The sequence below is a fragment of the Hanamia caeni genome (assembly GCF_003721595.1).
Lineage (GTDB): Bacteria > Bacteroidota > Bacteroidia > Chitinophagales > Chitinophagaceae > Ginsengibacter > Ginsengibacter caeni.
The window spans coordinates 164,899-186,921 of the sequence record NZ_RJJR01000002.1; the positions used below are offsets into that span (position 1 = coordinate 164,899).

At 39.9% G+C, this 22,023-nt stretch carries 19 protein-coding genes; 8 read left to right on the top strand and 11 right to left on the bottom strand.

The genetic code is table 11. The features are described from left to right. Positions 1-139 precede the first annotated feature (139 nt). The 4 genes from EFY79_RS03860 to gndA form a co-directional block, all read right to left on the bottom strand. Positions 140-739: a NifU family protein gene (locus EFY79_RS03860; protein ID WP_123119369.1), complete on the bottom strand. Its 600-nt coding sequence runs from the start codon at positions 737-739 to the stop codon at positions 140-142. A 97-nt stretch (positions 740-836) separates the two neighbouring features. Then, complete coding sequence (gene pgl / locus EFY79_RS03865; protein ID WP_123119370.1) at positions 837-1,571, bottom strand: 6-phosphogluconolactonase; 735 nt, start codon at positions 1,569-1,571, stop codon at positions 837-839. Next, entirely contained in the window at positions 1,568-3,082 is a 1,515-nt protein-coding gene (gene zwf, locus EFY79_RS03870) for a glucose-6-phosphate dehydrogenase (RefSeq protein ID WP_123119371.1), read from the bottom strand. Before zwf ends, pgl begins: the two co-directional genes overlap by 4 nt. Before the next feature lie 96 nt (positions 3,083-3,178). Then, positions 3,179-4,603, bottom strand: a complete 1,425-nt coding sequence (gndA, locus tag EFY79_RS03875) for an NADP-dependent phosphogluconate dehydrogenase (protein ID WP_123119372.1) — start codon at positions 4,601-4,603, stop codon at positions 3,179-3,181. Between the two features lie 124 nt (positions 4,604-4,727). On the opposite strand from gndA, the gene EFY79_RS03880 reads away from it, so the two are divergent. Continuing rightward, positions 4,728-5,354 carry an SCO family protein gene (locus EFY79_RS03880; RefSeq protein WP_123119373.1) on the top strand — a complete coding sequence of 209 codons (627 nt, stop codon included), beginning with the start codon at positions 4,728-4,730 and terminating at the stop codon, positions 5,352-5,354. A gap of 23 nt (positions 5,355-5,377) precedes the next feature. On the opposite strand, the gene EFY79_RS03885 is transcribed toward EFY79_RS03880, so the two are convergent. Both EFY79_RS03885 and gldA read right to left on the bottom strand, forming a co-directional pair. Continuing rightward, a complete protein-coding gene (locus EFY79_RS03885; protein ID WP_158605141.1) occupies positions 5,378-6,589 on the bottom strand; it encodes an alpha/beta hydrolase in 1,212 nt (403 codons plus the stop codon). A 122-nt stretch (positions 6,590-6,711) separates the two neighbouring features. Then, positions 6,712-7,617: a gliding motility-associated ABC transporter ATP-binding subunit GldA gene (gene gldA / locus EFY79_RS03890; RefSeq protein WP_123119375.1), complete on the bottom strand. Its 906-nt coding sequence runs from the start codon at positions 7,615-7,617 to the stop codon at positions 6,712-6,714. Between the two features lie 118 nt (positions 7,618-7,735). Between gldA and tal the strand changes: the two genes are divergently transcribed. From tal to atpA, 4 genes are all read left to right on the top strand, one after another. Beyond that, complete coding sequence (gene tal, locus EFY79_RS03895) at positions 7,736-8,830, top strand: transaldolase (protein WP_123119376.1); 1,095 nt, start codon at positions 7,736-7,738, stop codon at positions 8,828-8,830. 34 nt (positions 8,831-8,864) lie between these two features. After that, the gene (locus EFY79_RS03900; protein ID WP_123119377.1) at positions 8,865-9,854 is read left to right on the top strand and encodes a type I glyceraldehyde-3-phosphate dehydrogenase; all 990 of its coding nucleotides are present in this window, start codon (positions 8,865-8,867) and stop codon (positions 9,852-9,854) included. Positions 9,855-10,264: 410 nt separating this feature from the next. Beyond that, entirely contained in the window at positions 10,265-10,606 is a 342-nt protein-coding gene (locus tag EFY79_RS03905; RefSeq protein WP_123119378.1) for a DUF488 domain-containing protein, read from the top strand. 142 nt (positions 10,607-10,748) lie between these two features. Then, positions 10,749-12,326 (top strand): F0F1 ATP synthase subunit alpha, encoded by a 1,578-nt coding sequence (atpA, locus tag EFY79_RS03910; protein WP_123119379.1) that lies wholly within the window; start codon positions 10,749-10,751, stop codon positions 12,324-12,326. A gap of 125 nt (positions 12,327-12,451) precedes the next feature. Here the strand turns inward: atpA and EFY79_RS03915 are convergent, their stop codons facing one another. Beyond that, entirely contained in the window at positions 12,452-13,405 is a 954-nt protein-coding gene (locus tag EFY79_RS03915; protein ID WP_233577915.1) for a DUF3078 domain-containing protein, read from the bottom strand. A 173-nt stretch (positions 13,406-13,578) separates the two neighbouring features. Between EFY79_RS03915 and EFY79_RS03920 the strand changes: the two genes are divergently transcribed. Next, positions 13,579-13,881, top strand: coding sequence for a hypothetical protein (locus tag EFY79_RS03920; RefSeq protein ID WP_123119380.1), 303 nt, complete (start codon positions 13,579-13,581; stop codon positions 13,879-13,881). Between the two features lie 22 nt (positions 13,882-13,903). Here EFY79_RS03920 and EFY79_RS03925 read toward each other — a convergent pair whose 3' ends face one another. The 4 genes from EFY79_RS03925 to EFY79_RS03940 form a co-directional block, all read right to left on the bottom strand. After that, positions 13,904-15,043: an acyl-CoA dehydrogenase family protein gene (locus EFY79_RS03925; RefSeq protein WP_123119381.1), complete on the bottom strand. Its 1,140-nt coding sequence runs from the start codon at positions 15,041-15,043 to the stop codon at positions 13,904-13,906. 185 nt (positions 15,044-15,228) lie between these two features. Further along, on the bottom strand, positions 15,229-16,167 hold the full coding sequence (locus EFY79_RS03930) for a ComEA family DNA-binding protein (protein WP_123119382.1): 939 nt from the start codon (positions 16,165-16,167) through the stop codon (positions 15,229-15,231). A 59-nt stretch (positions 16,168-16,226) separates the two neighbouring features. Beyond that, positions 16,227-17,789 (bottom strand): lysine--tRNA ligase, encoded by a 1,563-nt coding sequence (gene lysS / locus EFY79_RS03935; RefSeq protein ID WP_123119383.1) that lies wholly within the window; start codon positions 17,787-17,789, stop codon positions 16,227-16,229. A gap of 209 nt (positions 17,790-17,998) precedes the next feature. Beyond that, the gene (locus EFY79_RS03940; RefSeq protein WP_123119384.1) at positions 17,999-18,205 is read right to left on the bottom strand and encodes a hypothetical protein; all 207 of its coding nucleotides are present in this window, start codon (positions 18,203-18,205) and stop codon (positions 17,999-18,001) included. Positions 18,206-18,441: 236 nt separating this feature from the next. Between EFY79_RS03940 and EFY79_RS03945 the strand changes: the two genes are divergently transcribed. Together EFY79_RS03945 and EFY79_RS03950 are read left to right on the top strand one after the other, a co-directional pair. Continuing rightward, complete coding sequence (locus tag EFY79_RS03945; protein WP_123119385.1) at positions 18,442-20,289, top strand: amidophosphoribosyltransferase; 1,848 nt, start codon at positions 18,442-18,444, stop codon at positions 20,287-20,289. Positions 20,290-20,516: 227 nt separating this feature from the next. After that, positions 20,517-22,019: a gluconokinase gene (locus tag EFY79_RS03950; protein WP_123119386.1), complete on the top strand. Its 1,503-nt coding sequence runs from the start codon at positions 20,517-20,519 to the stop codon at positions 22,017-22,019. Positions 22,020-22,023 lie beyond the last annotated feature (4 nt).

Consider the following 22,023-nt stretch of genomic DNA (forward strand, 5'->3'; position numbering starts at 1 on the left):
CTTTTACAAGATAATCACATCTTCCATAAACAGTAAACGAACAAATAACCTTGATTTTTTAGTTTTTCAAAAACAGGTTGATCCAAATAAAAAAGCATCTTTTTCAAGATGCCTTCCATGTTATTATTTAAAAAATATTTTAGCGCGATGTAGCCACCACTTCCTTCACTTCAGGAATCATTCTTTTCATCATTCCTTCTATTCCGGCTTTCAGCGTAATCATTGACGATGGGCAACCGCTGCAGCTTCCCTGCATCATCAGGTTGACAGTGCCATTTTCATAGCTTAAATACTGGATGGCGCCGCCGTCCATTTCTACTGCGGGTTTTACATAATTTTCCAATAATTCTTTAATTCTTTTCACCACATCCCCATCATGTATGTGAATTTCATTGGTGCTCTCAGTTTTGCGCGCTGCCAGCTCTTCCTCGTTGATAATTTGATTTCCTTCTTCAAGATATTCTTTCAAAAACTGTTTCACTGAAGGAATTACATCCTGCCAATCTTCTGTATCGTCAGTTTTCGTAAGCGTTACGAAATTGCTTGCGATAAAAACCGATTTAATGAACGGGAAGGTAAACAATTGCATCGCCAGCGGGGAAGCAGAAGCACTTTCTTCATTTTTAAAATCAACACTTTTTCCCGGATACAATAGTTTATTGGCTACAAACTTCATTGTTTCAGGATTGGGAGTCATTTCGGTGTAAATACTCACAACTGTATTTCCGGTCTTAATCATAACAGCTTATTTTAAGGGAGCAAAGTTAAAGATTATCTCGGTAATTCATTCAATGAATTACCAGCGCTGAAAATCTTAGCAACTGCTTAACCATGGATTATTTCCCGGTATTTTGAAGGCTTTTTGCCGCCGCTTTATCAAGGAACCAATGTAATTCGCCCGAAGCAGGCTGAATCAGTTGAGCGGGTAACTTTTCGGGCTGGTGTGGCCCTTCCAAAACTTTTTCCAGCACTTGCGCTTTCTTTTCGCCATCGACCATAAACACAATTTTTTTTGCTTTATTCACCAGTGCCGGCATTAGCGTGATACGGTACATTTCCTGCTGCTCATTAAATACCGAGTTTACCCAATGATAGTTATCGTCTATAATTGGAGAACCCGGAAAAAGTGACAACGTATGGCCATCATCACCCATACCTAATAACACCAGGTCAAAACTATGGTGGGTGCTGTCAAAATAAGCGTGAAGCATTTTTCTGTACTCTGCCACTGAAAAATTAGGCTCAATGTCTGTTCGCATAATATGAACCTGGGACGCCGGCACATTTACTTTATTCAGCAAAGTATCAAATGCCATTCTTGCATTGTTGCGGTTGTCGGTAAAAGGCACTACTCTTTCATCGCCCCAAAAGATACGCACACGCTCCCATTCTATGCGGCCCTTATATTTTTCTGAAGCCAGTTTTTCGTAAAGAATTTTTGGCGTACTACCGCCTGAAAGTACGAGCGAAAAAGACTGTTGTTGCTTCAATGTTTTTTCAACCAGTGAACAAATCCATTCCGCAAGATTTTCACTCAGGATTTCAGGATTGTCGAAAACATGCAGTTTCATTTTTCTTTTTGTTTTGTGGGTTGTGAAATCCAATTATGGCCGTCCCTTGCGATGAGCGCTTCGGCATCTTCAGGCCCCCACGAGTCTGGCGAATAATTTGGAAAATTTAAAGGCTTGCGTTTGCCCCATACTTCCAGTATTGGCATTACCACTTCCCAGGCGGCTTCCACCTGGTCTGCACGCATAAACAAAGTAGGGTCGCCGTCCATTACATCATACAAAAGCGTTTCGTAAGCTTCCGGCTCCTCACCTTTGTAAGTATCTTCATAATTAAAAATCATATTTACCGGATTCAATACCATAGCCTGCCCGGGCCTCTTTGCCTGGAAGGAGAGGCAGATGTCCATTTCAGGAGAAATACCTACTGACAGGCGGTTTGGCCGCCATGTTTCCGTAGCTTCTTTGGGGAAGGCAAAATCAGGAGCCGGTTTGAACTGGATAGTTAATTCAGTAGATTTTTCATGAAGCCGCTTGCCGGTGCGCACATAAAATGGAACGCCCTCCCACCGCCAGTTATCAATATAAAATTTTACCGCAGCGAAGGTTTCCGTTGCCGATTTTGGATCCGTTCCTTTTTCTTCGCGGTAACCGGGAACTTTTTCGCCCTGCATCCAGCCGGAACCATATTGACCGCGCGCCGCATATTCCTGCACCTGGTCTTTGGCAATGCGCCGAATGGCGTTGAGCACATCTACTTTTTTATTCCTGATTTCATTGGCATTGAACGAAACGGGCGGCTCCATGGCTATCATGCACACCAACTGCAAAATATGATTTTGAATCATATCGCGCAAGGCACCGGAAGTTTCATAATATCCTCCGCGGCCTTCCACGCCAACTGTCTCAGATGCGGTGATTTGAACATGATCTATGTAATGTCTGTTCCATAACGGCTCAAATAAAGCGTTGGCAAAACGAAGCGCCAGAATATTTTGAACCGTTTCTTTTCCAAGATAATGGTCGATGCGGTAAACCTGCTCTTCCTCAAAATGTTCGAGTAGCATCTGGTTCATATCTTTCGCACTTTTGAGATCGTGTCCGAAAGGCTTTTCCACCACGATGCGGGTATATTTTCTTTCCTGGCATTCTTTCATTGTGGCAATATTTTTTACAATTGCCGGCACCAGTTGGGGCGCCACTGCCATATAGAATATTACGTTCGGATGATCGCCAGCTTCATCTTCCTTTTCCTTCGCAATTTTGGAAAGCCTTTTATATTCTTCCGGATTGGTAGCATCCATTTTCAGATAGCTGAGATGTTTGGAAAACTCTTTCCATGCGCCATTCGAATCTTTTATTCTTGAAAATTGATCAATACCTTCTTTTAATTTTTTTTTGTAATCAGCATCTGAAAACTCTGACCTTCCGATACCAACAATGCTGAAATGATCAGGCATTGCATTATCCAAAAAGAGGTTATATAAGGCAGGATTGAGCTTCCGGTAATTAAGATCGCCACTGCCGCCAAAGATGAATAATACCGTAGGTGATAATTTTTTATAGTCTAACATTCGCTTTGTTATTTAAACTTTAATTCTGAAGAAAATAATTTTTGGATTTATTTTTTTGCTTTACTGTAAAGATCTGCCACTTTCAACTTTCAACTTTTAACTTTCAACTACCTCCTCCCAAATGGTATGAAAAATACCTTCCTTATCAACACGCTGGTAAGTATGGGCGCCAAAAAAATCGCGCTGCGCCTGTATAAGATTAGTAGGTAAGAGATTTCTTCTGTAGGCATTAAAATAGTTCAGTGAAGCCATCAAACCTGCGGCAGGATAGCCATTCAACGCCGCCAGAGAAACGACATTTTGCAAGGATTTTTCTTTATCCGTCAATTTTTTTGCAATCGGTTCATCCAGCAACAAATTCTTCAGATCTTTATTTTGATAAGATTTTTTAAACTCATCCAACATTGCCGAACGGATAATACATCCGCCGCGCCATACGCTCACTACTTCGGGTAAAGGAATATCCATGTTTAATTCTGATGAGGCCACCGTTAGCATAGCCAGCCCTTGCGCATAGCTGATGATGGAAGCAAAATAAAAGGCGTCCTTCAACTGGCTGATGAATTCTTTTTTATTTGTTGCTATTTCTTCAGGGTTTGTATTATAAATTTTGGAGGCTTCTTTTCTTTCATCGATAAGCGAAGAAAGATTACGCATCATCACGGCTGAATCGATTGTTGGTATTGGCATTGGCAGATTAAGCCCTTCCTGCGAAGTCCACTTGCCGGTGCCTTTGGCGCCTGCTTTGTCTAAAATCTTATCCACCAGGTAAGTTTCTAATTTTTCTTCTTTTTTCTGAAAAATTTCTGCAGTTATTTCCAGAAGAAATGATTTTAATTCACCCTGGTCCCAATCGGCAAATACACCGTGCAGCTCATCGTTGGTTAGTTTAAGTCCATGATGCATCAAATCATAACACTCGCTGATGAGCTGCATTATCGCATATTCGATACCGTTATGCACCATTTTTACGTAATGCCCGGCAGCATCACGGCCCAGGTAGCCTACACAGGGCTCCCCATTAACCTTTGCAGCTACGGCTTCCAGTATGGGCGCTACTTCTTTATAAGCTTCCTTATCGCCTCCCGGCATTATGCTCGGTCCTTTACGCGCGCCTTCTTCACCGCCTGAAATGCCAATTCCCATAAAATGAAAACCGGATTTCTCCAGCTCTTTTATTCTTATCAATGTATCTGTGTAATGAGAATTCCCCCCGTCAATTACGATATCTCCTTTTTGTAATAAGGGTTTTAATTCACTGATTACGCTGTCAACCGGTTTGCCTGCAGGAACCAGCATCATTATTTTTCGCGGTGTCTTCAGTTGTGAAATCATTTCTTCCAGCGTATTTACACCCTTAACTGTGGTTCCTTCTGTAGCTGATTTTTCAAAAGCTTTTGTCTTTTCCGCGTTTTTATCATAGCCGATTACAGAAAAACCATGGTCAGCCATGTTGAGCAACAAATTGCTTCCCATAGTGCCAAGGCCAATCATTCCAAAATCATATAAATTTTTATCCATAAATAAAGTATTGAGTTTGTAAAATTAATGAAAATGGAGTTGTACGGAAAAATGTATAAGTCACTTATAAGTCATTCTACGAATCTTGACCATTGCGCCAATGCAGATTCTTTACCTTTGCGCTATGAAAAAGAAGATACTTACCTATTCAATATTTGCGGTGTTGTTGCTCACCGGTTTTTATGTTTCATTGTCATTTACAAAAGGATTTTTTGATGTGAAGCTTCCGGTGATGAGCTATGTACAGGATTTTTCATTTACGGATCAAAACGGCCAAACCGTGACTGGCAAAACCGTGGATGGCGATATTTATGTAACCAATTATTTTTTCACTACCTGTAAAGGCATCTGCCCAAAAATGAACTTCAATTTAAAAGGTGTTTATGATAAATTTAAAGAGCACAAGGATTTTGCAGTACTTTCTCACAGTTCAATGCCCGAAACCGACTCCGTTCCATTGCTGAAAGCATATGAAGAAAAAATGCTTCCTAATGATCATAGTAACCCGGCTAAATGGTATTTTGTAACCGGCGACAAAGATTCTCTTTATAAGATGGCGCGGCAAAGTTACCTGCTTGACAATCCGAATAACAGCAGCGTCAATATTGACGAAGCTTTTATCCATACGCAGTTTATTGCTTTGGTAGATAAGCAGAAAAGAGTGCGTGGTATTTACGACGGGCTAAAACCAACCGAACTGGCGCGGCTTGAAACGGACATTCAAAAGCTTTTTGCTGAAAAGAAATCGTAGTAAAGCAATAAATATTGCGATTTTTATTTTGAGGCTTTAATAAATTCAATAATATCTTTCACCATCATGCTGTCCACGGGCATTGAACCATCCGTATAAGTTTTTTGTTCATCCACACAATCAGCACCTGCATTTTTTAATGTATGCGACATGCCGGGAATAATTTTAAGAATGCTTTTTTTATTGGCTTCATGAAGGTTTTGAGCGTCTTTCACTTTTACCTGGATATCGCAAGTTCCCTGCAAAATCATGATGGGGCATTTGAGTTTTTTAATTTCTGCGGCAGGAGCATATTTCAACCACGAAATCATGTAAGGTTGAATCGATTTTCTGAATAACATTTGAAGCGGCTCAGGAATGTTGCTTACTCTATTTCCTTTTTTCAACTGATTAAAAATCGGGGCTATTTGTTCTTTTACTGAATCGGGCCACGGCGCTTTTTGCAATTGTTCTTCCAAAATTTCATCAATAGGCCTTCCCGCGCCGGCTATCGAAATATAACCACTCACTTTCTTTTTTTGCGCCGCCAGCATCGCAATTAATGAACCTTCACTGTGGCCTGCAAAAAAAATATTTTTAAAACCGAGGGTATCGTGTAAATAATCAAAAATTTTTTCAGCATCTTTTACATAGTCATCAAATACGAGCCCGCTTTCAGAAAAATTGGCGGGAATGCTTTTGCCTACACCTCTTTTATCAAAACGGAATGAGGCTACGTTTTGTGAATCCAGACTGTAGGCAAGCATTTGATATTCATTGGTAGCAATTCCGATTGAGCTATTACCATCTCTATCGGTAGGACCCGAGCCGGCAAATATAATTACGAGCGGCTGCTCATTATTTTTTGATAATAGGGTTCCGTATAATTTACTTCCGGCTGCAGACGTGATTGCAATTTCTTTTTCTCCCGGATGAAGAGGTGCAATATTTGCCTGGGATTCACTGTTTACTGTGGCCCTGGAGAAATTCAAAGGCAACTGTACGTCATTTTGTTTCCATGTGCCGGTGATTGAATCATTACCAATAAATTTTCCCACATAAGATCCGGAAATCATTTTTATTTCGAGGTGTAAACTGTCTTCATCATTATTGATACTGCTGAAAGGCAGGCCCATGGCGCTCTGTTTGGGGCTATCCCATTTACCGTCAATCTTGCCGGCGTCGTTTTTGGTAAAATGAAAAACGATAGGAAGTTTGTTGCCGTTTATTTCAATATTGCCTTCCCAGTTTCCCATTATTTTTTGAGCTAAAAGAGCAGTTGACAGAAAAAAAGATAATAGGAAAAGCAAAAATGATTTTTTCATTTTATGTCAAATCTATAAAGAAATATATGAAAATTTGACATCGTATGAGCCAATTATGTAGTTAAATTCCTGAACACTTCCTCAAGGCTTTTGCTCTGGGTTTTTAAAGAAAGAATATCTAATCCATTATGAAGGCTGAATTCAAGAAGCAATTTTTTTACTTTTTCAGGATCCGGTGTTTGCAGGCGGTATTGATTTCCATTTTCCTCTACTTTTTCTACCGTATCTATGTTTTTTAAAATTGCGGCATCTGATTTTTTGCCAAATTCAACAAAAATGGTATAGGAACCCTTATTGGCAGATTGAAGATTTGCCAATGTGTCATCTGCTACTATTTTTCCTTTATTTATGATAATTATCCGGTCGCAAACGCTTTCCACTTCCTGAAGAATGTGCGACGAAAAAAGCACGGTTTTATTTTTGCCTAAATCTTTAATTAACTGCCGGATGCCGACGATTTGATTCGGGTCGAGGCCCGTGGTGGGCTCATCCAATATCAGCACTTTTGGGTCATGCAAAAGCGCCGCGGCAAGCCCTACTCTTTGTTTGTACCCTTTGCTGAGCTGGCCTGTCTTTTTGTTACTTTCCGGTTGAAGCCCCGTAATGCCAATCACTTCTTCAATCCTTTTTTTTAATCCGTTTGCTACATTATGAATTGCGCCTGCAAAATTCAGGTATTCGCGGATATACATTTCATAATAAAGCGGATTGCCTTCAGGCAAATAGCCAATTTGGCTTTTCGCCGCTACCGGTGCATCATTCACGTTAATGCCATTTACTAATGCTTCGCCACTGTTAGCAGCAAGATACCCGGTTATAATTTTCATCGTAGTCGACTTACCGGCACCATTGGGTCCTAAAAAACCAACTATTTCATTATCAGCCGCAGCAAACGAAATATCATCCACAGCTTTTTGCGTACCATATATTTTTGTAAGGTGTGATATTACAATGGACATACAGGCAAATGTAAATACAAAATCACTCTTGTCTGCACTTCACTTTTGAAATGATTAAGAACAATGGTGGCATATAGTTTGAGGCTTTAAGGGCATCCGAAAATAAAAAATTATTGAAATGAACAGTGTAAAAAATATTCACGAGCACGGTCAGAGTATCTGGCTTGATTTTTTTGACCGCGAACTGATGAACAGTGGCAAACTTCAGAAACTTATTGATGAAGACGGGCTGTCCGGAATTACCAGCAATCCGTCGATTTTTGAAAAAGCAATTAAGGGAAGCTCAGATTATGATGAGGACATCAAAAAATTATCACAACAGGATAAGAGCAATGAAGAAATTTTCTTTGGCTTTGCTACCGAAGATATCCGCCGCGCTGCGGATATATTAAAGCCGGTGTTTGATGAAGCGAAAGGCACCGATGGATTTGTGAGCATTGAAGTGTCGCCGCTTTTAGCAAATGATACAGAAGGCACCGTAAAGCAGGCAAGAGAATTATGGAAAACTGTTGACCGGAAAAATGTGATGATAAAAATTCCGGGCACCAAAGAAGGATTGGCTGCCATCCGGCAATGCATCAGTGAAGGCATCAATATTAATATTACTTTATTATTTGGCATTCCCCGCTATCTGGAAGTAACTGAGGCTTACCTGTCTGGCCTTGAAGACCGTCTGAAAAACAACCAGTCAATCGACCATATAGAATCCGTAGCCAGTTTCTTTCTCAGCAGGATTGATGTAATGCTTGACCCGGTTTTGAAACAAAAAAAATTAGATGATCTGGTGGGCGAAGTAGCTATTGCTTCTGCTAAAGTTGCCTATGAAAAATATAAAGATGTTTTTTTTGGAGAAAGATTTAAAAAGCTTGAAAAACTGGGCGCCAAAAAACAGAAAGTTTTGTGGGCCAGCACCAGCACTAAGGACCCTTCATTCAGTGATGTAAAGTATGTGGAAGCGCTTATCGGCCCTAACACAATTAATACCTTACCGCTCGAAACCATTGATGATTTCCGCGATCACGGCAAAGTGCAGGATCACCTGGAAAATAATTTGATGCATTCAAAAATGGTGCTTCAAAAATTAAAAGAAAACGACATTGATATTGATGAAGTAACTCAAAAACTGGAAGAGGAAGGCATTCAGAAATTTAATACATCTTACGAAACTTTATTAAAAGCGATCGAATCGAAAAAATCCAAACAGACCGCTTAAATCTGATATATATAAAATAGATAATTTTTAATCAATGAAAAAAATAGCAATTAACGGGTTTGGCCGGATAGGCCGTGCCGCCCTTAAAGTGATAATGGACACTCCGGATATGGAGGTAATCGCGATAAATGATTTAATGACGCTCGAAAATGCTTCCTACTTGTTGCAATATGACAGTGCGTACCGCCACTATGATAAAGAAGTAAGCTTTGAAGCAGATAAATTAAAAGTCGGCGATAAAACGATTTCCTATTTATCTGTCAAAGATCCTTCTCAATTGCCCTGGAAAGATTTGGGAGTAGATGTAGTTATTGAAAGTACAGGCCTTTTTACCAATCGCGAAGACGCAGAAAAGCATTTATTTGCCGGAGCAAGGCACGTGGTGATCTCGGGCCCTACTAAAAGTGTGGATACGCCCACAATTGTTCACGGAGTCAATACAGAAGATGGTAAAGTGGCCATTTTTTCATGCGCAAGTTGCACTACCAACAACATAAGCCCCATAATCGAAATTCTTGGCAGAAGAATCGGAATCAAAAAAGCAATCTTAAATACTACGCATGCTTATACCGCTTCGCAGGGTATTGTAGATGGCCCTTCAAAGAAGAAATTAAGAATGGGCCGCGCGGCCGCAATGAACCTCGTGCCTGCTACCACCGGTGCGGCAATTGCCACAACAAAAGCTTTGCCTCAATACCAGGGAAAGTTTGATGGCGTTGCCGTGAGAACGCCCGTAGTCGTCGGTTCTATTTCTGATATTACTTTTGTTGCAGACCGGCCTACCACGGTGGAGGAAATTAATAACATTTTAAAAGAAGAAGCCGCCACAGACAGGTATAAAGAAGTAATATCCGTTTCAGACGCGCCACTCGTTTCTTCAGATATTATTCAGAGCTCATTTGCTTCTATAGTGGATGCTGAAATGACACGCGTGGTGGATGGGGATTTATGTAAAGTGATGGCATGGTACGATAATGAATGGGGATTTACCAATCAAATGATCAGGCAGATTAAGGAACTATAAAATAAAAAATTGAATTATAACTTGCTTTACTGCCTCGTGCCATTAGCATAAACAAAAACTTCCGCTTTTCTGGAGCGGAAGCTTTAATACTTTATTTCTAAAGGTTATTGGTTTTTCAGGATACGTTTGGCTGGATTAAGGCCGGTTTTCATTGGAATAATTATCTTTCTTAGGATCTGAATTTTGAAAAAAGAAGTTGACTGATATCGGATTCATGGTTTTTCCCGGATTAGAGGAATAAGTATTTTCAATGGATTTGGATTTTCGATTAATGTTGTTGAACATCAATCAACTTCTGAATGCAAAGATAAAATGCAACCGATTGCTGTACAAGAGCAATAATGACCATTTTTTGCAATACTGAATTTACGGCCTCTGTCGTAGTTTTACGATATTTCAATTAGGAAAATATGAACATTCAACTTAAACGAATTTACGAGCCCTATTCAAAAGAAGATGGATACCGTATATTGGTAGACCGGCTTTGGCCGCGTGGTTTTACCAAAGAAAAAGCCGCATTGGACCTGTGGTTAAAAGAAATTGCCCCATCTACGGAATTGAGAAAATGGTTTGGCCACGACCCCGAAAAGTGGAAAGAATTTCAAAAAAAATACCGCATCGAGTTAAAACAAAATAAAGAAGCACTTGATAGGTTAATGGATTACATTAAAAAAGGGAAAGTCACTCTTTTGTATGGAGCAAAAGATGAAGAACATAATGAGGCGCAGGTGATAAAAGACTTCATTTCTTAATAATTATGGTTCCTGATTTTCATTTGATTTTCTTCTTCACAACTGAATGCCAAAATCAGTTATGGGTGCCTAATTTTGCTGTTTTTTACTTTTGAAATTGAATTTGCTTTGCATACCTTTGCAGCCTTAAAAAAATAAATATATGGTTGACATAAAACCCGATGAAATTTCGGCGATTCTCAAAAGCCAACTAAGCAACCTGGATGTAGAAGCAAATTTAGAAGAAATAGGCACCGTGTTGCAGGTGGGCGATGGTATTGCCCGTATTTACGGATTGAATAATGTAAGCTCAGGCGAACTGGTTGAATTTCAAAATGGTGTGAAAGCCATTGCGCTTAACCTTGAAGAAGATAATGTGGGTGTGGTTCTCATGGGGGAAAGTGGAAATATCAAAGAAGGAGATACTGTGAAACGCACAGGCAGAATCGCTTCCATTAAAGTAGGCGATGGTCTTGCAGGAAGGGTTATTAATACGTTGGGTGAGCCAATTGACGGCAGAGGCCCAATCACCGGTGAGTTGTTTGAAATGCCACTTGAGCGCAAAGCGCCGGGCGTTATTTTCCGTGAGCCGGTAAAACAACCTCTTCAGACCGGGATTAAAGCCATTGATGCAATGATTCCTATAGGTCGCGGCCAACGCGAATTGGTAATCGGCGACCGTCAAACAGGTAAAAGCGCCATTTGCATTGACACCATAATTAATCAAAAAGAATTTTTCCAGGCCGGAAAGCCGGTTTATTGTATCTATGTGGCAATTGGCCAAAAAGCCTCAACGATTGCCAACGTGATGAAAGTGCTGCAGGATAATGGCGCAATGGAATATACTACTATTGTAGCTGCTTCAGCTTCTGAGCCGGCTCCTTTGCAGTTTTACGCTCCATTTGCGGGGGCAGCGATTGGGGAATTTTTCAGGGACACCGGCCGCAGCGCGCTAATCATTTTTGATGATTTAAGTAAGCAGGCCGTTGCCTATCGTGAAGTTTCGCTTTTATTGAAAAGACCTCCGGGACGTGAAGCTTACCCTGGCGATGTGTTTTATCTGCACAGCCGCTTGCTGGAAAGAGCCGCAAAAATTGTGTCCAAAGATGAAATTGCGCAAAAGATGAATGACCTTCCTGAAAATATCAGGCACCTGGTAAAAGGTGGAGGATCATTGACCGCGTTGCCAATTATTGAAACACAGGCTGGCGACGTTTCCGCCTATATCCCGACGAATGTAATTTCTATTACCGATGGGCAGATATTCCTTGAGGGCAACCTGTTTAATGCGGGTATTCGCCCTGCGATTAACGTGGGCATTTCTGTAAGCCGCGTAGGTGGTAACGCCCAGATTAAGTCCATGAAAAAAGTAGCAGGAACTTTAAAGCTTGACCAGGCCCTTTATCGCGAAATGGAAGCCTTTTCCAAATTTGGAGGCGACCTGGATGCGGCTACCAAATCTGTATTGGACAAGGGAGCCAGAAATGTGGAAATATTAAAACAGCCTCAGTTTACTCCCTATGCGGTTGAAAAGCAGGTAGCAATTATTTATCTCGGTACAAATGGCTTGATAAGCAACGTAGCTATTTCCAAGGTACAGGATTTTGAAGAACAATTCCTGCTTGAAATGGAAAATAAATTGCCGGAAGTATTGGCTGAATTTAAAAAAGGAAACCTTCCTGAAGAAGGCGTAAAGAAGATGATAGAATTGGCGAAGGGTATTTCAAAACAATTTGAATAAAAGCAAAGCGATTTAATTTTATAAAAAAGGAAGATTTTTTCTTCCTTTTTTTGTGCTTAAAATTCTGGCCTCGTACTAATCAGGTAAAATAAAAAACAGGCTTATTTATTTGTTTACTATAACCTTTAAAATCTCACACTTAACCCAGCCGCAATTAACGATTTTAGCTGCAGGCCCGGAGAATCGTGGTTTGGCCCAAATAATTTGACATCGTCGTCATAAATTAAATCCAGGCCTAAGCTGGCAGTCAGCACTTTTGAGACTTTAGCTGTAAACATATTATTCATCAAAACATCCACATTCTGAGGATTGTGTTCATAATTTGAAAACAAATCAAGTCTTCCCTTGTAGCTGATAGTTTTAGTAATATCTTTTAAATAATTCACGCTTACAAAAGCGCCGATTTCATTCTTGCTTTTTTCTCCGGGAACCACGCCATACGCGCCCTTCGCAGAAAGGCTGTCGTTTCGTACAAAAGTCCATCGTGAAGTAAGGGGTGAAACAAAGATAGAAAGGCCGGACACAGGCTTATAATCCAAACCAACGCTTAACAGCAGATAGCCCGGAGCCATAAAATCCGATAGCAGCTCTTTTGAACCGTTACTATTGTAGCCATAGCCGCGTGAAAATTGGGAATGAAAATTAAGCAGGGCAGACAAGCTTAATTTTGGAGCAATTTCATAGCCCACTTTCGAAAGCAAATCTATCCGGTCATCATTTTTACGGGTGCCAAGGCTGGTGGTATTTACTAATCCATAATTCAGATCCATTGTATTATCCCAACTATATCTTTCCTTCTTATAAAAGGCATAAAGGCCGAAATAAGAATTAATTGAAAATGAAAAATCATCACCACCGGCTGCCCAGTTGCTTTGGCTTCCCTGGGCGAGATTTAGATCGAACTGGCCACCGGTATTCCATGTTTTGCTGCTGTCAATTTTTCCTTTTTTAATTCCTTTTGAAGATTGAGATTGCAGGTCTTTAATTGATTCATCCTGCGCCTGGCAATCATTGGTATCAGCCATTAATATCAAAATGGATAAAGGCAAAAAGGCCCATCTTATTAATCTTTGTTTCATTAGTGGGGATTTACAGATTTTTAAAATTGCGAAAGTAATACGAGAATCGCTATTGTAGTGCTTTATTTTTCCGGCGCATTGAAAAAATAGAATCCTGAAAATTTTTTAACGGAACAAAACAAATGGTTTATTTTGTGTAACAATTAGAACAACCTTATAAAAACGATTACATCATGGACCAGTTAATTCAAAAACTAAAAAGCGCTCATGGTCTCTCCGAAGAAGAATCCAGCAAAATATTAAGAACTATTGCCGATTACCTTAAAGAAAAATTTCCTATGGTGGGCGGAGCTATAGACAATCTTTTTCAATCCGGGACCACACCTTCGGGAACCGGAACTTCGCCGGAAGATGTACAATCGAACGTTGCTGATCCAATCGATAATAACAATGACCTGAAAGAAAAAATTTCAGAATTTATACCAGGCGCCAACGAAGAAAACATTGAAGATTTTGCGAAGAAGAATCTTCAATGACTTTTTTAACTACCAGGTTGTGTTATTTAAGCACTTCCCTTGCAATTACAATTTTTTGAATCTCACTTGTTCCCTCGCCGATAGTACATAATTTACTATCCCGGTAAAATTTTTCAACCGGGTAATCTTTTGTGTAACCATATCCCCCAAAGATTTGTACGGCGTCAGTTGCAATTTTTACGGCAATTTCGCTTGCGTAATATTTAGCCATTGCTGCTTCCTTAGTCACGTTTTGGTGTTTTGCTTTTAGGTCGCAGGCCTGGTCAATTAATAGCTCAGCGGCTTTTATTTCCGTTGCCATATCTGCTAATTTGAAAGAGATAGCCTGGAAATCAGATATAGGTTTTCCAAACTGGTGCCTCTCTTTTGAATATTGCAATGATGCCAGATAGGCGCCTTTTGCAATTCCCAAACCCAAAGCAGCTATTGAAATCCTGCCGCCATCAAGCACTTTCATTGCCTGCTTAAAACCGTCGCCCACGTCGCCCATCCTGGCAGAATCAGGTATGCGGCAATTATCAAAAATCATTTCCGCGGTTTCACTGGCGCGCATTCCGAGCTTGTTTTCCTTTTTTCCACCTTTGAATCCTTTAGTGCCTCGTTCTACGATAAAAGAGGTAGAATTATCACGCGTATGAGGCTCTCCCGTTCTGCAAATCACAACTGCCACATCGCCGCTTTTGCCATGTGTTATCCAGTTTTTGGTCCCGTTTATCAACCAGTCTTCCCCATCTTTTTGGGCAATGCACCGCATATTGCCTGCATCGCTGCCCGTGTTAGGCTCAGTTAAGCCCCAGGCTCCAATGTATTCTGCAGAGCAAAGTTTTGGCAGATATTTATTTTTTTGTTCTTCATTTCCAAAAGATAATATGTGGCCTGTGCACAGAGAATTGTGCGCAGCATAAGAAAGGCCGATTGAACCACAAACTTTCGCAATTTCCTGGATGGCTGCGCTGTATTCAAAATAGCTGAGGCCGCTTCCGCCATACCGCGCAGGGACCAAAATGCCCATGAGGCCGAGTGTGCCTAATTCCCGTAAAATATAAGCAGGGAATTCCTGCGTTTCATCCCACTCCATTACATGCGGCCTTATATATTGCTCGGCAAATTTTTTTGCGGTTTCTGCCACCTGCAAAGTCAATTCATTTATTGCAAAATCCATAGGTAAACCTCTTTTTCTAAGCTGCAAGGTAGAACGAATAAAATAATTCTGGGCGCTGCGATATTTTTTTCAAATGTGCTTTTTAAAGGCTGCATTAAATATCGTTTAATATAAAAAAGAAAAAACAGGCTTATTTATCGTTTTACTGTGGGCGGATAAATTATTCTAAAATAACGGTGCTCTGTTTATTCGACCGAAAGGTAGGGTGAAGCCCTGGAATAAAATTCATCAGAAACCAGCATTAACTTTTTCAGCTCGAGTATGTCAGTATAGTTACCGTGCTGCTGACGGTAGGTAATAATTGAGTTTGCGATTGAATAATTGATATAGGGATGAGCTTTCATTTGGTCAAGCGTGGCAGAATTAATATTAATCTTTTTTATTGCTTTACTGTTCAGGACAAGGTAAGGCTTGATTTTCTGAAACGTAGAATCAGGAAGGTTATAAGTTTCACTTATTTGATCAATTGCATAAAAACCACCGAGTTTTTCCCTAAACCCTACAATTCTTTTTGAAAGCTTGCTGCCAATTCCGGGCAGGGCAATAAAAGCTGTAGTATCGGCAATGTTAATATCTACCGGCAAAATGGAATTTTTTTTCGGATAGGTTGGTGACTGAGCAGGCTTGTCTTGCAGGCTTGGATAATCTTTTTTTATCGCCGCAATAGATATATAAGGCATTAATTCCTGCGCATCTTTTTCGCTCATCCCGTATATCTTTTGAAGGTCGGCAGGTTTATAAAATCTGCCGCCTTTTGCCAAGTACTTTTGAATTGTTTGCGCGGTTTTCTTTTTAATGCCCAGCCTTAACCAGTCATTTTCAGAAGCAGTATTTGGGTCAAAATAAAAGCGCTCTTTGGCTACAGCCGTTTCACTTGCATAAAGCCGCCTGAAGGTATTTTGATTATCGTAGCTTTTCCCTGGATAATTTTTTCTCTGAGATACTTTTGCTTCCAAAGCAGCAATTTCCATTGAAAACTGGTTTGCATTTACGGCTTCATCCTTCACAAAAAGATAAAAGAACTGTGGCGCAAGAGCAACCAATATTACAGCAATGGTAACGAAGATGATTCCCCTGCGTTCTTTTTTGGTAAAGCTAAAGTAGGTTGTAAGTAGCTTCCACATACAGTTAGTTTTTTGTAAATTAATAAAAAAACCAATGCCGGGAAATACTTTTGAAATACTTATTTGGAATTTTCCTTTGGCTCGTGCATAATTTCTTCTGCAAATATCTTTTCCGGACGCATTTGCGGAAATAATAATACATCCTGTATAGAGGGCTGATTAGTAAGCAACATTACAAGCCGGTCAATGCCGAAACCGATACCACTTGTAGGGGGCATCCCATATTCAAGCGCTCTTAAAAAGTCCTGGTCAATATACATCGCTTCATCATCTCCGCGTTCCATTAGTCGCGCCTGCTCTTCAAAACGGTCTTTTTGTTCCAGGGGATCATTAAGCTCGCTATAAGCGTTTGCAATTTCTTTTCCATTGATAATTAGCTCAAAACGCTCTACAAGCCCGGCCTTGCTTCGGTGTTTTTTAGTAAGCGGGCTCATTTCTACGGGATAATCAATGATAAAAGTGGGCTGCACAAAATGGGCCTCACATTTTTCAGAAAAAATTTCATCAATCAGTTTTCCCTTACCCATGGTTGTATCTGCATGTATGCCCAACTGCCGGCAAACCTGCCTGATTTCATCCTCATCTTTATTGCTGATATCAACGCCAGTGTATTCTTTTATGGCATCGTACATGGTAATCCTTTTGAAGGGCGCTTTCAAATCGATTTCAATATTGCCACTCATTACTTTAGTGGAGCCGTTTACGGTCAAAGCAGCATTTTCCAATAGTTGTTCAGTCGTTTCCATCATCCACAGATAATCTTTGTAGGCCACATAAAATTCTAGTATGGTAAATTCAGGATTATGGGTTCTGTCCATTCCTTCATTTCTGAAATTACGGCTAAACTCGTATACCCATTCAAAACCACCAACAATCAATCTTTTCAGGTACAATTCGTTCGCAATCCTCAAATAAAACGGGATATCCAGGGCGTTGTGATGTGTTTTAAAAGGCCTGGCAGCAGCGCCGCCGGGGATACTCTGCAAAACCGGGGTATCCACTTCAAGAGCGCCCTTTTCATTTAAAAAGGCACGCATCGCATTCACCATTTTTGTTCGCTTAATAAAAATTTCTTTTACATGGGGATTCACTATCAGGTCGGCATACCGCTGGCGATACCGGAATTCCGGGTCGGTGACTTCATCAAAAGTTTCACCGTCCTTTTCTTTTACAACTGGCAGCGGCCTCAGGGATTTAGATAAAATAGTAAATTCATTAACGTGAATAGAAATTTCGCCGGTTTTGGTAATGAAAACGTATCCTTTTACGCCGATGATGTCGCCAATATCCAGCAGTTTTTTCCAAACAACATTGTACAAAGTTTTGTCATCTCCTTTTGCAACATCATCTCTGCGAACATACAATTGAATTTTGCCGGATCCATCCTGAAGCACGGCAAAGGAAGCTTTTCCCATATCGCGGATACCGAGTATGCGGCCAGCTACACAAACGTCAGCAAACTCCTGTTGATTTTCTTCGCCTTTAAAATTGTTCTTTATATACGCGGCTGTGGTGTTTACGGGGTATAATTCAGCCGGAAATGGATTGATTCCCAGTTTTGTAAGTTCTTTTAATTTTTCTCTCCGTATAATTTGTTGTTCAGAAAGATTTTCTGTATTCATATTTCACTGATAAAAGCTGCCTATTATAAAAGGCAATTATTAATTTTTTGCAAAGGTAAACTAATTGAAAGGTCTGAGATAGACAATAGATGATTTGGGCAATTGAAAAACAGAAATTGATTTACAACACAGCAAAATAAAAATGCACCTCTCGCGCCGGAGAAATGCATTTTAAAAAATTACTGGCTCTGTTAGACAGAATTATTGTCCTAAAGCGTGTCTTTCCGCTTTTTAAGCGTGTCTATTTCTTTTTCTAATTTTGCAATGGTGGCTTCAATATTAGTTAAGCGCTTCCCATTTTTAGATATTTTAAAAGTAGGATGAACTGTTTTTAACTCCTCCTTGTACTCAACTAACTGTTCTTTGAGGGTTTTAAGCTTTCCAGCAATTTCATTGTTGCGGACGGGTCTTGCCATGATTAGATTTTTGGTACAAAATATAAAATTAAATTAAAAAAACTTATTGTAACAGAAAAATAATTTTAAGTTGGTTCCCTTTTACTTTGTTTTTCATCTGGTTATAAATGCATTGGTATTTTAAATCCGTTTTTTCTTTCATATCAATTTTTCACAAGGAATAAACTATAACAGAATAATATAATTATTTAGTAAGCTCAGCAAGTAGATAAGTCTTAATTTTGCGTTTTTCCAATATGAGCGACGAAATACAACACGAATGCGGCCTTGCTTTTATACGGCTGCGAAAGCCTTTTTCCTATTTCCGGCAAAATTATGGAACGGTCCTTTACGGCCTCAACAAGCTCTACCTGTTAATGGAAAAACAGCACAATCGCGGCCAGGATGGCGCCGGAATTGCTTCTGTGAAATTGAATACTGAACCAGGTTATCCCTTTTTGAACCGCATACGAACAAATGAAAACCAGGCGATTGCCCATCTCTTTTCACAGATTGGCAACCAGGTGAATGAAATTAAAAAATACCATCCGGATATTGAGCAGCACCCGGGGCTTATGAAGGGCCATATTGACTTTTTAGGTGAATTATTATTGGGTCATCTACGCTATGGTACCCAGGGAAAAAATGGCGTAGAATATTGCCATCCTTATATTAAAAGAGATACCATTCCGGCGCGCAACATTGCGATGGCAGGAAATTTTAACCTGATAAATAAACAGGAACTTTTTTCACTCATAAATAGCCCCAGGGCAGAGGAAGACAAGGGTAGCGACCTGGCTGCTATGATTGACCTGGTGCAGCATTTTTTAATAAAAGCTGACGAGGCCTCTCCTGAACATGTGGACATAGCTTCGGTGTTGAAAAAATCAGTTCCGTATTTTGACGGCGGCTTCACTTTCGGCGGACTCACCGGCGAAGGGATTGGGTTTGTTGTAAGGGATGCACATGGCATTCGTCCGTGTTATTACTATGTAGATGATGAAGTAATAGTAGCTGCAAGCGAAAGAGCCGCCATCCGCACAGCCTTTAACGTTGGTGAAAATGAAGTAAAAGAATTAATGCCTGGAAATGCACTCATCAGCCAGCCTAATGGTGAATATTCAATTGAGCAAATTCTTGAGCCGAAAGAAAGGAAGGCTTGCAGTTTTGAACGAATTTATTTCTCAAGGGGAAGCGATGAAAAAATTTATCGGGAAAGAATTGCATTGGGGCATCATCTGAGTGAAAGGGTGTTGAAAGCTGTGGATTATGATTTGAAGAATACTATCTTTTCCTTTATTCCCAATACGGCTGAAATCGCCTTTTATGGAATGATAAAAGGCGCGCAGGATTATCTGAATAAAATTAAAATAGAAAGAATTTTAAGCTGGGGTAAAGATTATGATGCAGAGAAGCTAACGGAGATGGTTAACCGGAAAGTGAGGATGGAAAAAATTGCTATCAAAGATGTAAAGCTCCGGACTTTTATTACAGAAGATAACAGCCGCAACGAGATGGTGCAGCATGTGTACGACATCACTTATGGCACTGTCAGGAAAGGCATTGATACTTTAGTGGTAATTGATGACTCTATTGTAAGAGGCACAACACTTCGCGAAAGTATTATAAGGATGCTTGCCCGCCTTCACCCTAAAAAGATAATTGTAGTTTCTTCAGCGCCTCAAATAAGATATCCTGATTGCTATGGAATTGACATGAGCAAGTTGGGCGAATTTGTTGCTTTCAAAGCGGCTATAGCTCTCATTAAAGAGAGAAATATGGAGCCAATGCTGCAATGTGTTTTTGAAAAATGTAAAGAATTAAAACGAACCAATCAACTAAATAGTCAAAACATTGTTCGCGAAGTTTATAAGCCATTCACCTTAAGCGAACTTGATAACAAAATTGCTGAGCTAATCACACCGCCTGAAATAGATATTCCTGTAGAAGTGATTTACCAGACGATAGAAGATTTACATGAATGTTGCCCAACCAACACCGGCGATTGGTATTTTACGGGCAATTACCCTACGCCCGGCGGAAACCGCGTGGTAAATACAGCTTTTCTTAATTATATGGAAGGCAAAAACGAACGGGGATATTAATTAGTATTATTGAATTATTGTATTATTTTTTTAAAACACATACACGTTCTATTTTACCTTCATTCCAAAGGTTTTCATGAAATGGAAGATTTTATGTAGCAATTTGCAAATGAGATAAGCATCCTTTTGAAAACTTTCACAATCGATTTTTCTACATTTGGCTATTCCCCAATATTAAGCCCTTTCTTTATTCATAATGGAATAATTTTGGTGATATTTTTTTCCAAATGAATCGAACGCCTGAAAAATATTTTATTGGAATAGACATTGGCACCGGAAGCACCAAAGCAATTGGAATGAATCTAACAGGAGCAATGGTGGCAAATTCGCAGGTATACTATTCTTCCAAAAACCTCAGTCCCGGATATTCGGAACAGGACCCTGAAATGATATGGGAAGCGTTTAAAAATTGTGTAGTACAATTAATTGAAAAGATAAAATATCCACCGGTTTCTATCAGTTTCAGCAGTGCCATGCATGGTTTAATAGCAGTAAACGAAGAAAACAGGCCGGTTTCTAATCTGATAACCTGGGCAGATACACGAAGTGAAAAAATAGCAGAACAAATCAGGAAATCAAAAGAGGCAAAAAGCATCTATAGAGCCACAGGCACGCCGATTCACCCGATGACTCCGTTGTGCAAAATCATATGGCTTCGAAAAAACGAACCTGCGATATTTAAAAAGACATATAAATTTATTTCGATAAAAGAATACATTTGGTTTAGATTGTTTGGGGTTTACGAGATAGACTATTCCATCGCTTCGGCAACCGGTTTATTTGACATAAAAAAATTGCGATGGAATAAGGCCTCTTTAAAATTATGTGGAATAACTACAGCGCACCTGTCTGACCCGAAACCTACAAATTTTATCAGGAAAAATGCGGAAGATTCAATTGTAAATACACTTTCTATTTCTTCGGAAACTTCTTTTTGCATCGGGGCAAGCGATGGTTGCCTCGCCAACCTGGGAAGTTATGCTATGGAAAAAGGTTCAGCGGCACTGACTATCGGCACCAGCGGTGCAGTCAGAATTGCAAATCCGAAACCGGTTTATAATTATGCAGAAATGACTTTCAATTATTTGCTGGATGATAAAACCTTCATCTGCGGCGGGCCGGTAAATAATGGGGGCAATATAGTGCAATGGTTATTGGGTTCTTTTTTAAAAATAGAAAAACCATCGGATGAAGATTACGACCAACTTTTTAAACGAATAGATGCCGTTGACGCAGGCAGCAAAGGTTTGTTGTTCTTGCCCTATTTGTATGGAGAACGGGCACCGGTTTGGGATGGCAGGGCCAGCGGTGTTTTTATGGGAATACAACCATCGCATACACAGGATTATTTCTTACGTGCTACGCTGGAAGGAATTTGTTACTCTATGAACGAGGTAGTACAAATAGTAGAAAAGTCAACACAAAAAATTGATAAGCTCATCGTTAGTGGTGGATTAATCCGCTCCAAGGTATGGATGCAAATCCTGTCAGATATCACGGGAAAAAAGCTTTATGTCATCGAAACACAGGATTCATCAGCAGTTGGCGCAGCATTGCTCAGTATGAAAACAATGAAAATGATTAAAAGCTATTCTTCCTTAAAGCCGGCGGTTAGCCAAATCGTAAAACCGGATTTTAAGAACCACAAAAGGCATGAAGCAAATTATGCGGTGTTTAAAACCCTATATCCGGCATTGAAAGATTCAATGCACAGAATAAATGAAAAATAAAAAA